Source organism: Oerskovia sp. PE-21s (genome assembly GCF_056158145.1).
This window is the reverse complement of the sequence record NZ_JBUXJM010000001.1, coordinates 528,566-541,424: the sequence shown is the minus strand read 5'-3', so window position 1 is coordinate 541,424 and position 12,859 is coordinate 528,566. Positions and strand designations below refer to the sequence as shown.

Sequence of the window (12,859 nt, the reverse complement as noted above, 5' to 3'; positions counted from 1 at the left end):
GGTTCAGGACGCGCCCTGTGGACGGGGAGCGTCCTGCACGGCCTGTGCACGGCCGGGCAGGGCCGGGCACGGCCGGACAGGGCCGACAGCCTGGCCGGTCCGCACCAGCAGGGCCAAGGGGGCGTCAGACCACCGGGCAGCGAGCCGTTCCGGCCTCAGCCCGGGAACGTCGGCAGCGCGACGTTCTCGATCCGCTTCTCCCAGACCGCGCCCGACCGGCTGCGCCCGAACAGCGTCCCGTCCTGCGTGAGGACCTGGACCGTCCGGTCGCCGTCGCCCGCGCTGATCGCCGTCGCACCTGCGACCGGCGACAGTCGCGTGGTCTCCCCCCCGACCAAGACGAGATGGACCGTCGGCGCGGCCTCCGTCTCGTCGGTACCCAGGACCGCGAGCGTCGTCTCGTCGGCCCACACGACCTGCGAGGCCGAGGTGATCGGGGCGCCGACCCGGAAGGGTTCCGAGAGCCCCGTCGGGACGTCCTTCTCGTCGCGCACGATGCCGGCGACCTCCACCCGGGTAGCGGTGCCGTCCGAGCTGACCACCGCGATCCGGGCTCCGTCGTGCGCGACCCGGATCGACTGCACGGTGCGTCCGGCCAACCACGGCGCGGCGACCGTGACGGGGTCACCCGCCTCCGCGAGGTCCCCCCGGACGACCTGCAGCGCGCCCTGCTGCGCCGTGGGCCCCGACCACACACCACCGAACCGGTCGACGGTCGGGGCCAGGAGGTCCTCCCCGGTCAGGAGCGGGACCTCGGGCAGGTTCTTCGTCGCGAGCCGCACGAGGCTGCCCGTCCCGTCGCGGACCACGAGCGGACGCGCGTCGCTGCCCTGCGCCAGGGCGGTCGCCGTGGTCCCGGCGAGCGAGACGGCAGGGGACAACGACACCGCCTCGTCCGCTCCGCCGTCGAGCACCTTGACCTCGCCCTGCGCTGCGACGACCTCGCTCCCCTCCGTCACGGCCTTGATGGGCACGGCCCCGCCTGTCGGGGTGCTCAGCAGGTCCTCCCCGCGGTAGAGGTTGACGGTGAGCGGCAACGCGTCGAAGAGCGTGGCCTCGAGCTGGGCCTTGAGCAGCGCACGGTCCTCGGGGGGAGCCAGCGAGATGGTGTCGGTCAACCGCACCTCGGACACCCCGCCCTCGCTCGGTACCGCGTCGATGCTCAGGCGCGTCCCCTCGGGGACCACGGGCGCGGTCGACCCTCGGAGCCACTCGACGGGCCCCACCAGGATCTCCGTGACGGCGCTCGTCTGCCACCCGCGGTTGGGGAACCAGCGGTCGTCGGGGACCAGCACCTCGCGGTCGGCCGACGGGAAGTACAGGCGGGTCTGCCGGAAGGCGGCCTGGAAGCTGCTCTCGGAGAGCAGCAGCCCGTCCTCGGCCGTCTCGATGCGCCACTGCCCGTCGACCTGACGCACCAGCCCGAAGGACACCGGCACGGCACCCTCCACGCCGGGGACGTCCTCGGTGTAGACGCCGCGCTTGTCCAGGGCCCCGACGACGGTCGCGCTGCCCGTGACCGTGACCTGCCCGGACTTCATGGCCTCCTTGTCCACGGTCAGGTCGAGGTCGCCGTCGAAGACCAGTACCTGGGAGTCCCAGCTCCAGGCGCCTGCGTCGGTGAGGAACTCCTGGGCGACGTCGAAGTCGCCCGCCGGGCCGGCCGCCTGCGCGGTCAGGAAGCCCGACACGATCCGCACCGGGTCGTCCCCCGCGACAGGTCCCCGTGCGCGCAGCCCCGGCGCGTTGTACCCCTGCACCACGTCGCTGCCGCGGATCACCGGGCCCGAGGTGGGGATCGACGCGCAGCCGGACAGCGCCAGGGCCGCCGCGACCAGCCCAGCCCCGAGAGCACCCCCGGTCCTGCCGGGTCGTCGGTCGGTCATCGTTCCTCCTCGTCGACGGTCGCGCCGGGCCGGTCCGCGACGCCGTGACGGACGAACGTGAGGGCCTCGTCGGGCAGCACGGGTAGGGCCGAGGGGCTCGTGGTCCCCTCCGTCGGGTCCTCGACCCGCTCGATCTGCCCGGTCGGCGGGCGCAAGCCACGTCCGCGGGTCGGGTCCTGCGGGACCAACGGCAGGGGCGAGGCCTCGAGCCGGATCCCCGCGCGCAGCGGGAGCGTGAGCCGGAAGGCGGCTCCCTGCCCGGGACGACCCCAGACCTCGAGCCACCCGCCGTGCAGGTGCGCGTCCTCGAGCGAGATCGCGAGGCCGAGCCCGGTCCCGCCGGTGGTGCGAGCACGTGCCGGGTCGGCCCGCCAGAAGCGGTCGAACACGTGCAGCGCCTCCTCCTGCGTCATGCCCACACCGTGGTCGCGGACCACGATCGCGACCGCATAGCGGTCGTGGGCGACCGTGATCTCGACGGGCTTCTCCTCGGCGTGCTCGATCGCGTTGACCACGAGGTTGCGCACGATGCGTTCGACGCGGCGCGGGTCCACGTCCGCGGTGACGGCCCCGTCCGGGAGGTGCACCGACATCCACACGCCCTTGCGCTCCGCGAGCGGCGCGGCGAGCTCGACCGCGGCGTTGACGACGTCGCGCACGTCGCGGCGCTCGGCGTCGAGCTGGGCGGCCCCCGCGTCGAACCGGCTGATCTCCAGCAGGTCGGCCAGGAGGTCCTCGAACCTGTCGAGCTGGGTCTGGAGCAGCTCGGCCGACCGCTTGGACGCAGGGTCGAAGTCGTCGCGCGACGCGTGCAGGACCTCCCCCGCCATCCGGATGGTCGTGAGCGGCGTGCGCAGCTCGTGCGACACGTCCGACACGAAGCGGCGCTGCAGGAGCGAGAGCTCCTCCATCCGACCGATCTGGAGCTGCAGGCTCTCCGCCATCTCGTTGAACGAGCGGGCGAGCGTCGCGAGCTCGTCGTGGCCCTTGACGGGAAGGCGCTCGTTCAGGTGCCCGTCCGCGAGACGCTCGGCGACCCCCGCGGCGTTACGGACGGGCTGGACGGCCTGACGGGTCACGACCCACGTGATGAGGCCCAGGATGCCCACGACGAACACGGCACCGACGACCAGCGTGCGCTGCAGGAACGAGAGGGTCTCCTGCTCGGGCGCGAGCGTGTAGAGGAAGTACAGCTCGTAGGTGCCGACCGTGGGCACCTGGACCTTGGACCCCACGAGCACACCGGGATCGACGGGAGAGCTCGGGTCCGACGGGTCGCGCGGGATCGCGACCGACTGGAGCTCGCGGCCGTCGCTCTCCATGACGGCGTCGCGCAGCTCGTCCGAGACGAGGCTCGCGAGCTGGTTGTCGGTGCTCACGTCGTTGAGGCGCGACGGTGCGCCCTCGGGCCGCATGAGGAAGATCTTGCGGTCGGGGCTGCCGCTCGTGCGCAGCGTGTTGTGCACGTCGAGCAGGAGCGTCTGGATCTCGGAGTCCTTGGTCTTGGACACCGAGGCCGTGAACAGGCTCTGCGCCTGCTGGATCGAGTTGGCGCTCTCGACGTTGATCTGCTCGAGCCGCTGGTCGAACAGCCCGTCCCGCATCGTGCTCGACAGGTACGCCCCGAGCGCCGCGACCGTGATGACCCCGACGACGAGCGCCGTCCCGACCACGCGCAGCTGCATCGACGACCGTGCCCGCCAGGTGAGCCGGCCGACCGCGGCGCGCACCCGTCGTCGGGCACGACGGAACGACCGCCCCACCCGCGCGCGCAGCGACGGAGCGCTCACCCGCGCGCCGCGCCCGCCTTGTACCCGACGCCGCGGACGGTCAGGACGATCTCCGGGTTCTCCGGGTCGTGCTCGACCTTCGAGCGCAGGCGCTGCACGTGGACGTTCACCAGGCGCGTGTCCGCCGCGTGACGGTAGCCCCAGACCTTCTCGAGGAGGACCTCGCGCGTGAAGACCTGCCACGGCTTGCGGGCGAGCGCGACCAGGAGGTCGAATTCGAGGGGCGTCAGCGCGATGGGGCGGCCGTCGCGCGTGACCCGGTGCCCGGTCACGTCGATCTCGACGTCGCCGATCGCCAGGTGCTCGGGGGCGGGCTCGTCCGAGCGGCGCAGGCGCGCCCGGATGCGCGCCACGAGCTCCTTGGGCTTGAACGGCTTGGAGATGTAGTCGTCGGCGCCGGACTCCAGGCCCAGGACGACGTCGACCGTGTCGCTCTTGGCCGTGAGCATGATGATGGGCACCCCCGACTCCGCACGGATCAGGCGGCACACCTCGGTGCCATCCTTGCCCGGCAGCATGAGGTCGAGCAGGACGAGGTCCGGCTGCGTGCTGCGGAACGTCGCCAGGGCGAGGTCTCCGTCCGCACAGAACACCGGGTCGAACCCCTCGGACCGCAGCACGATGCCGATCATCTCGGCGAGAGCGGTGTCGTCGTCGACCACAAGCACACGTACCTTCATGGCCCCATTTTGCCATTGACGGCGGGGTCGTCGGTCCGACCCACCGTACGGCGTCCAGTGTTCACCCGAGCGGCCCGGCCACCGCGTCCGCCGGTCCCCCGTACTAGGGTGGTCCGCTACCGGGCCGGACACCCTCGCGGCGTCCTGCACGGCCTCACCAGGACGAGCCCACGGGCCCGACAGAACCGAGCGGGGACAGCAGAGCAGATGACGACGCCCGACGACGCCGGCACGCCAGCACCGGACGACACCCCGCGCTACGGCCAGCGCGCCCCGCAGCCGCCGGGATCGACGCCGCCCGCCGGCGGGCCGCCCGCTCAGGGCGGTCAGTACGGTCCTGCGGCGCAGCCCGGTCAGCCCGCGCCGACCCAGCCCGCGTCGAACGCGTGGGGGCAGCCGCAGTACGGCCAGCCCGGCCAGCCCGGTCAGTACGGCGCCCCCCAGTACGGCCAGCACGGCCAGCCCGGTCAGTACGGCGCCCCGCAGTACGGCGGGCCCCAGCAGCCCGGCTACGGTCCGCCGTCGTTCGCGGGCAAGCCCTACGCGCCCCCCGCGAACAAGCCCGGCATCATCCCGCTGCGCCCGCTGAGCCTCGGCGAGATCTTCGACGGCGCGTTCGGCGCGATCCGCGCCAACCCCACGGTGATGCTCGGGATGAGCGCGACCGTGATCGCGATCGCGACGGTCCTCGGGCTCGGGCTGGGCGTGCTGATCAGCGGGATCTTCTCGCCCCAGCTCGCCCAGGTCGAGGCGGAGCTGAGCGTCGAGATGGGCGCCGACGCCACGGGCCTCACGGAGATGTTCCCCCTGCTCGGCGCCTCGATGGTGTCATCGGTCGTGCTGGCCCTCGCGATGCCCGTCGTCAACGGCCTGCTCATCACCTCGGTGGGCCAGTCCGTGATCGGTCGCAAGGCGAGCGCGAGCGAGGTCTGGGCCCAGGCGAAGTCGAAGATCTGGCCCCTGCTGGGCTTCTCGATCCTCTGGTCGATCGCTCTCGGGGCCGTCTGGTTCGTCTACCTGCTCCTCACGGTCCTCGCGTTCACGGCGGACGTCGGCCTCGGCATCGCCGTCGCGCTCCTCGGGCTGCTGGGTCTCGCCGTGTTCGGCGGCTGGTTCCTCGTCCGCACGCTCCTCGTCCCGCCCGCCATGGTCCTCGAGGGCCAGGGCTTCGCGAGCGGCGTGAAGCGCGGCTGGACGGTCTCTCGCGGCTCGTTCTGGCGGCTGCTCGGGATCTACCTCCTGGCCTCGATCGCGGTCGGCACCATCACCTGGCTCGTCTCGCAGCCGTTCGGGATCATCGGCGGCATGCTCTCGATCTGGAGCATGTTCGCGATGTACGCGGTCGTGGCCTTGGGGTCGATCGTCACGGGCGTCATCAGCGCGGTGTTCCTCGCGGGCGTCGTCTCGCTGCTCTACATCGACGTCCGCATGCGACGCGAGGGGTTGGACGTCGAGCTCACGGCCGCGGCCGAAGACCACGCGGGCCACGGCCCGGCGTGACCAGCGCGCTCCCTGCGTCGCTCGCCGCCTGGCAGGCGGCTGCTCCGGCGCGCCTCGGCCTGGGGGTCGGTGCCGACGTCCCGGTCGTGCCCGACGCCGACACCGCACGTCAGTGGTTGAAGGAAGAGCTTCTCGACCCCGTGTACGTGGACCAGCCCTCGCTCCTGTCGCGCTTCGTCGACTGGCTGACCGGCCTGTTCACCGACGTCCGGGTCCTCGACGTGAACCCCGTGGTGGCCTCGCTCGTGATCGTCGGGCTGGTCCTCGTCGTGGCGGTCGTCGCCTACGTGGTCACAGGCCCGGTCCGCCTGTCCCGCAAGGCCCGTGCGTCGGTCGCGGTGTTCGACGACGACGAGCGCTCCGCCGAGGAGCTCCGGGCCGCGGCCGACGCCGCCGCCTCGACGGGCGACTGGCCGACCGCCGTCGTCGAGCGCTACCGCGCCGTCGTGCGTTCGCTCGAGGAGCGCGTGATCCTGGACCCGCGCCCCGGTCGCACGGCCCACGAGGCCGCGGACGACGCCGCCGTGCGCCTCCCTGCGCTCGCGGAGCGGCTCGCGGCCGGTGCACGCCTGTTCGACGACGTCCGCTACGGGAAGGTGTCGGTCGGGCCTGCGGCCGACCAGGCGCTGCGCGAGCTCGACGCGGCGACGCTCGCCACGACGCCGACCCCGCCCGCCCACCTGTTCGGCGCCCCGGAGCCCGGCTCCCCCGCCCAGGTGCCCACCCCCTCCGGAGGCTCCCGGTGACCGCTGGACTCGACGCACCGCCGCCCCCGGTCTCCGCCCCCGACACGTCCGCCCCGGCCGTCACGACCGCCTACGTCCCGGTGCGGGTGACGGGCGACGGCACCACGGCCAGGTCCCGGGCGGCGCGCCGGTGGCGTGCGGCCCGCTGGCCGCTCGCCGTGCTCCTCCTGGTGGCGATCGTGGCGGGACTCGCCGCGCTGTCGCGGCCCGCCGTCTCGAGCACCCCGCTCGCCCCGGACAACGCCGGTCCGAACGGAGCCCGGGCCCTCGCCCAGGTGCTCGGTGACCAGGGCGTCGAGGTCGCGTACGTGACCACGACGGCGGACGCCGCCTCGCGCGCCGACGCCGGGACGACGCTCCTCGTGACGTCCGACCTCAACCTGCTGCCCGAGCAGGTCGACGCACTCCTCGCGACCGAGGCCGACCTGGTGCTCCTGGAGCCCGGCTACGACCTGCTCGAGGGCGCGACCGACGGGACCGCGTCCCTGGGCGACGACTGGTCGTCGCCCGACTCCCTGCGCAGCCCGCAGTGCACGGACCCCGACGCGGTCGCCGCCGAGGAGATCCGCAGCACGGGCTTCGGCCTGACCGCGTCCGGACCAGGCTCGGTCGTCTGCTTCCCCGGTGACGACAGCCCGCCGGACACGGGCGCGTACCTGGTCCACGAGGGTCAGCGTCGCGTCGTCGCGTTCGACGACGCGACGCTGCTCACGAACGCCCGCGTCGACCAGGACGGCAACGCCGCCCTCGCCCTGCGTGCGCTCGGTCGCCACGAGACCCTGACGTGGTTCGTGCCCGACCTGCTGGACACCTCGTCGACCGGCGACTCCTCGGTCGGGGCGGCTGCCCTGCCTCCCTGGGTCACGATCGTGCTCGTCCAGCTCCTGGTCGTCGCCCTGTTCGCGGCCCTCTGGCGCGGCCGCCGCCTCGGACCGCTCGTGACCGAGGACCTCCCGGTCGTCGTCCGCGCGTCCGAGACGACGCGTGGCCGCGGCCGCCTGTACCGCCGGTCCCGCTCCCGCGGGCACGCCGCGGCCGGCCTGCGCGCCCACGGAGCCGACCGTATGGCCTCGCGGCTGGGCCTGCCGCGGTCGGCAGCCGCGCCCGTCCTGATCGACGCGATCGTCCGCGCCACGCACCGCCCGGCCGAGCAGGTCGCGCACCTCTTGTACGGCCCACCACCCGCCGACGACGCAGCGCTGCTCGAGCTCGCGCGTCACCTTGACCAGTTGGAGAGCGAGGTCTTCCACCCGTGACGCACCACCCCGAGGGGTCGAACCCCTATCAGCAGCCCGCGGACCGCTACGCGCCGCCGCAGCCTGCACAGCCGGAGCAGCCCGTGCAGACGGCGCCGTCCTCCGCCCACCCCCACGGCCAGGCCGAGCCCCCGGCGCAGCCACCCGCCTACGGCGCCCCGGTCCCGCAGGCGCCCGCCGCCCCCGTCGCGCACCCCGTCGCCGACGCACCCGCCCAGGCTGCGCCGTCGGGTCCCTCGCACGAGCTTCGCGCGGCCCTCGCGGCCGTGCGGACGGAGGTCGGCAAGGCCGTCGTGGGCCAGGACGCCGCCGTGACGAGCCTGCTCATCGCGATGCTCTGCAAGGGCCACGTGCTGCTCGAGGGCGTGCCCGGTGTCGCCAAGACGCTGCTCGTGCGCACGCTCGCGGCCTCGCTCGACCTGGACACCAAGCGCGTCCAGTTCACGCCGGACCTCATGCCGGGCGACGTCACGGGCTCGCTCGTGTACGACGCACGTACGGCCGAGTTCTCGTTCCGCGAGGGCCCCGTCTTCACGAACCTGCTCCTGGCCGACGAGATCAACCGCACTCCCCCCAAGACCCAGGCCTCGCTGCTCGAGGCCATGGAGGAGCGCCAGGTCTCGGTCGACGGGACGCCGCGGATGCTGCCGGACCCGTTCCTCGTCATCGCGACGCAGAACCCCGTCGAGTACGAGGGCACCTACCCGCTGCCCGAGGCCCAGCTCGACCGCTTCCTGCTCAAGCTCGTCCTGCCGCTGCCCGAGCGCGACCAGGAGATCGAGGTCCTCGCACGCCACGCCGCGGGCTTCAACCCGCGCGACCTCGCCGCCGCGGGCGTGCGCCCCGTCGCGGGCCGCGAGGTCCTTGACCGCGCGCGCGCCGAGGTCGCCCAGGTCCAGGTCTCGCGCGAGGTCCTCGGCTACGCCGTGGACCTGTGCCGCGCCACCCGCCACTCGCCCTCGCTGTCGCTCGGTGTCTCGCCCCGTGGTGCCACGGCGCTCCTCGCGACCTCGCGCGCGTGGGCGTGGCTGTCGGGTCGTGGCTACGTCACGCCCGACGACGTCAAGGCCCTGGCCCACCCGACGCTGCGCCACCGCGTCCAGCTCCGGCCCGAGGCCGAGCTCGAGGGCGTGACCGCCGAGAGCGTGCTCGACACGGTGCTGGCCTCCGTGCCGGTCCCGCGCTGAGCGCCGGCAGCCTGAAGGGATGACATGGCTCTGACGTGGCGCGCGGTCGCGCTTGCGGCCCTGGGCGTGGTCGCCGTCCTCGCGGTGCCCTCGTACGGCACCGTGCTGCTCTGGGCGCTCGTCGTGGTGGCGCTGTGCGCGCTCGACGTGATGCTCGCGGCCTCGCCGCGCCAGGTAGCGGTCGAACGGCGCGTGCCCGGATCGGTGCGCCTCACGGGGCGCACGACGTCGCAGCTCGTCGTGACGAACCTGAGCGGACGGCGCCTGCGGGCCGTGGTGCGCGACGCGTGGGCTCCTTCCGCGGGCGCCCAGCGCAACCGTCACGCCGTGGACCTGCCCGCCGGGGAGTCGGCACGCCTGGTGACCACGCTCGTCCCGACGCGGCGCGGTGACCGCGCCGCGGGCGCGGTCACGATCCGTTCGGCGGGTCCGCTCGGGCTCGCGGCCCGCCAGGTCTCGCTCGACGTCCCCGGACGGCTGCGAGTGCTCCCCGAGTTCGCCTCGCGCCGCCACCTGCCGAGCAGGCTCGCACGCCTGCGCGAGATGGACGGCCGCTCGGCCGTCCAGGTGCGGGGCGAGGGGACGGAGTTCGACTCGCTGCGCGAGTACGTGATCGGCGACGACGTCCGCTCGATCGACTGGCGGGCCTCGGCCCGCCGCGCGGACATGGTCGTGCGGACCTGGCGCCCCGAGCGCGACCGCCGCGTCCTGATCGTGCTCGACACGTCCCGGACGTCCGCCGCGCGCATCGGTGACGAGCCGCGGCTCGACGCGAGCATCGAGGCGGCCCTGCTGCTCTCGGCCCTCGCGGGACGCGCGGGCGACCGCGTCGAGCTCTTCGCGTACGACCGCGGCGTGCGCGCCAGGGTCGCGGGGGCGGCCGGCCCCCGGCTCATGCCCGCGCTCGCGGACGCGCTCGCGCCGGTCCAGCCCGCGCTGCTCGAGACCGACTGGCCAGGGCTCGTGGGGTCGGTCCACCAGCGGCTCTCGCAGCGCGCGCTCGTCGTGCTGCTCACGACCCTCGACCCGGCCGCGGTCGAGACCGGCCTGCTCCCCGTGGTCGGGCAGCTGACGTCCACGCACCAGGTGGTCGTCGCCTCGGTCGCGGACCCCGAGGTCGCGGCCCTGCGTGCGGCACGGGACTCGAGCGCCGAGGTCTACGACGCCGCCGCCGCGGCGCGCGTCGAGCTCGAGCGCACCGCGGTCCGCACCGTGCTGTCCCGCAAGGGCGTCGAGGTCGTCGAAGGGCTGCCCGAGGAGCTCGCGCCCCGGCTCGCGGACACCTACCTCGCGCTCAAGGCAGCCGGACGCCTCTGACGCCGGGCGCTCTCACCGCACCGTCACACGGCCCGTCGAGATGCTCCCACCCCACCGCCTAGGCTGGAGGTGGAAACCCCCATCTCCCGAGGAGCACCACCGTGACCCGACCGGCCACCCCGCGCGACCGTGAAGCCCGCAACCGACGGGTCGCGATCATCGTGATCTTCGCGCTGTCCGCGACCTTCGTCATCCCGGCGCTCGGCTTCCTGATCTTCTGACCCGACCGGCCCGCGACGCCGCGCTGAAGGGGCGTCGCGCGGCAGGATGGTCCCATGACCGCCGACGGCCGCCACGGGCCCACCCTCAGCCTCGACGACCTCAACCGGGCGCTCCTGGCCCGTCAGCACCTGCTCGCCCCCGCGCCGTGGGCCCCCGTCGCCGAGGTGGACCACCTCGTGGGACTTCAGTCGCAGGCTCCGACGAGCCCCTACCCGGGGTTGTGGTCACGCCTCGACGGCTTCCGGACCGACGACCTCGCGGACAGGTTCCTGGACCGGTCGGTGACCCGCATCGCGGTCATGCGCGGCACGGTCCACCTCGTCACCGCTGACGACGCCCTCGAGCTCCCCGGTGCGCTGCGCCCTCTGCTCGAGGCCGGGGTGCGCACGGGCAGCGCGCACGCCAAGGCGCTCGTGGGCACGAACCTCGACGACGTCGCCGCGGCCGCGCGGGACCTCCTGACCGGGTCCCCCCTGACCTCGGGCGACCTGGGGCGACTGCTCGGCGAGCGCTGGCCCGACGTCCACCCTCAGCACCTGGCCTACACGGCCCGCTGCTTCCTCCCCCTCGTCCAGGTCACGCCCCGCGGGCTGTGGGGCGCGAACGGCTCTGGCACGACGACGACCTGGACCACGGCCGACGCCTGGTTCGGACGGCCGAGTCGCACGCTCCTCGACCCCGACGAACGCGCCGCTGCGCTCGTGCGCCTCGTCCGCCGCTACCTCGCGGCGTTCGGCCCCGCGACCGTCATGGACGCCCAGCGGTGGGCCGGGCTGACGGGCCTGCGCGACGCCGTCGGGCGGCTGCGGCCCGAGCTCGTGACCTTCACCGGGCCCGACGGGAAGGAGTACCTCGACCTGCCCGACGCCCCGCGCCCCGGTGCGCAGGCCCCCGCTCCCCTGGTGCTCGTGGCCGAGTTCGACAACCTGGTGCTGGGTCACGCGGACCGCACGCGCGTCGTCGACGACGTCCGCCGCAAGGCCATCACGACCGTCAACGGTCAGGTGCCCGGGACGGTCCTCGTGGACGGCTACGTGGCCGCGACGTGGAAGGTGCGCCGGACCGGGACGCGCTCGGCCACGACGCCCGACGCCGTCGCGCACCTCGACGTCGTCCCGCTCGGGCACACGTTCACGCGCGCGCAGCGGGCCGCGCTCGACGCACGGGGCGGTGAGCTGCTGCGGTTCGTCGCACCCGAGGCGGCCGAGCACGTCGTCACCGTCGCGGGCACGTAGCGCGGCCTCGGCGGACCCGGACGGCTCAGGCCGCGACCGGTGCGACGTCCCCCGCGAGGTCGGCCGAGAGGTCGCCCGTCTCCCCCGCCAGCACGGCCCGGCGCCCGAGCACGATCGTGTACGCCCAGAACGCCGCGAGCGCGATCGCCCCGATGACGATCTTGAGCCACCACGCCATGCCCGACCCAGTGACGAACCCCTCGATCAGCCCCGAGACCGCCAGCACCACTACGAGCCCGATCACGACCGTGAAGAGCGAGCGCCCCTCTTCCGCGAGGGCGCGCAGGCGAGGGCGGGGCCCCGGGTCGACCATGGTCCAGAACAGACGCAGCCCTGCTGCCCCGGCCACGAAGATCGCGGTGAGCTCGAGCAGGCCGTGCGGGGCGATGAGCGTGAGGAAGGTGTCGAGCTCGCCGTAGGACGCCATCATGCCGCCCGTCGAGCCGACCGCCACGGCGTTCGAGAACAGCAGGTACGCCGTGAAGACCCCCGTGATCCCGAACGCGACGCACAGCGCGGCGAGCCACGCGTTGTTGGTCCAGACCACGGCGGCGAAGTCCACCCCGGGGTCGTAGTAGCTCGCGAACGCCTCGTCGACGTAGGCCTCGCGCTGGCTGGGCGTGCCCATCGAGGCGAGCGCGTCGGGGTTGGTGGCGACCCACCAGCCCGAGACCACGGCGACGAGCAGGAACAGGGTCATGACCGTCACGGTCCACCACCGGATCCGGTAGAGCGCGGCAGGCACCGAGACGGTGGCCAGGCGCGTCACGTCGCGCCACGCGGGCTCGTGCGCGCCCGCGATACGGCCCCTCGCGCGTGCCAGGAGGTCGGAGAGCCGCGTGACGAGGACCGGGTCGGGGGCCGACGAGCGGATCGTCGACAGGTGCGTCGCGACCGACTGGTAGAGGCGGACGAGCTCGTCCGCCTCGGCGCCGTCGAGCGAGCGCTTCTTGGTCAGCTCGGCGAGCCGCGACCACTCGTCGCTGTGCACGGCGTTGAAGGCATCGAGGTCCACGCGGCTACCCTGCCACACCTTGCCC

The 12,859-nt window shown here is 73.9% G+C and carries 10 protein-coding genes; 6 read left to right on the top strand and 4 right to left on the bottom strand.

Features of this window, described 5'->3' with window-relative positions:
- Window positions 1-155 precede the first annotated feature (155 nt).
- The 3 genes from ACZDYF_RS02295 to mtrA form a co-directional block, all read right to left on the bottom strand.
- Window positions 156-1,886, bottom strand: coding sequence for an LpqB family beta-propeller domain-containing protein (locus tag ACZDYF_RS02295; protein ID WP_475052769.1), 1,731 nt, complete (start codon window positions 1,884-1,886; stop codon window positions 156-158).
- Window positions 1,883-3,571 (bottom strand): MtrAB system histidine kinase MtrB, encoded by a 1,689-nt coding sequence (gene mtrB, locus ACZDYF_RS02290; protein ID WP_475053183.1) that lies wholly within the window; start codon window positions 3,569-3,571, stop codon window positions 1,883-1,885. Before mtrB ends, ACZDYF_RS02295 begins: the two co-directional genes overlap by 4 nt.
- A gap of 101 nt (window positions 3,572-3,672) precedes the next feature.
- Complete coding sequence (mtrA, locus tag ACZDYF_RS02285) at window positions 3,673-4,356, bottom strand: MtrAB system response regulator MtrA (RefSeq protein WP_030150009.1); 684 nt, start codon at window positions 4,354-4,356, stop codon at window positions 3,673-3,675.
- Window positions 4,357-4,563: 207 nt separating this feature from the next.
- Between mtrA and ACZDYF_RS02280 the strand changes: the two genes are divergently transcribed.
- From ACZDYF_RS02280 to ACZDYF_RS02255, 6 genes are all read left to right on the top strand, one after another.
- Complete coding sequence (locus tag ACZDYF_RS02280; protein ID WP_475052764.1) at window positions 4,564-5,856, top strand: proline-rich domain-containing protein; 1,293 nt, start codon at window positions 4,564-4,566, stop codon at window positions 5,854-5,856.
- Window positions 5,853-6,602 (top strand): DUF4129 domain-containing protein, encoded by a 750-nt coding sequence (locus ACZDYF_RS02275; protein WP_475052759.1) that lies wholly within the window; start codon window positions 5,853-5,855, stop codon window positions 6,600-6,602. Before ACZDYF_RS02280 ends, ACZDYF_RS02275 begins: the two co-directional genes overlap by 4 nt.
- The gene (locus tag ACZDYF_RS02270) at window positions 6,599-7,858 is read left to right on the top strand and encodes a DUF4350 domain-containing protein (protein WP_475052756.1); all 1,260 of its coding nucleotides are present in this window, start codon (window positions 6,599-6,601) and stop codon (window positions 7,856-7,858) included. The genes ACZDYF_RS02275 and ACZDYF_RS02270 overlap by 4 nt, the downstream gene beginning before the upstream one ends.
- A gap of 83 nt (window positions 7,859-7,941) precedes the next feature.
- Complete coding sequence (locus tag ACZDYF_RS02265; protein WP_475053181.1) at window positions 7,942-9,045, top strand: AAA family ATPase; 1,104 nt, start codon at window positions 7,942-7,944, stop codon at window positions 9,043-9,045.
- 24 nt (window positions 9,046-9,069) lie between these two features.
- Window positions 9,070-10,362, top strand: a complete 1,293-nt coding sequence (locus ACZDYF_RS02260) for a DUF58 domain-containing protein (RefSeq protein ID WP_475052751.1) — start codon at window positions 9,070-9,072, stop codon at window positions 10,360-10,362.
- Window positions 10,363-10,637: 275 nt separating this feature from the next.
- A complete protein-coding gene (locus tag ACZDYF_RS02255) occupies window positions 10,638-11,819 on the top strand; it encodes a winged helix DNA-binding domain-containing protein (protein WP_475052747.1) in 1,182 nt (393 codons plus the stop codon).
- 25 nt (window positions 11,820-11,844) lie between these two features.
- Here the strand turns inward: ACZDYF_RS02255 and ACZDYF_RS02250 are convergent, their stop codons facing one another.
- The gene (locus ACZDYF_RS02250; protein WP_204809664.1) at window positions 11,845-12,834 is read right to left on the bottom strand and encodes a stage II sporulation protein M; all 990 of its coding nucleotides are present in this window, start codon (window positions 12,832-12,834) and stop codon (window positions 11,845-11,847) included.
- Window positions 12,835-12,859: the final 25 nt, after the last annotated feature.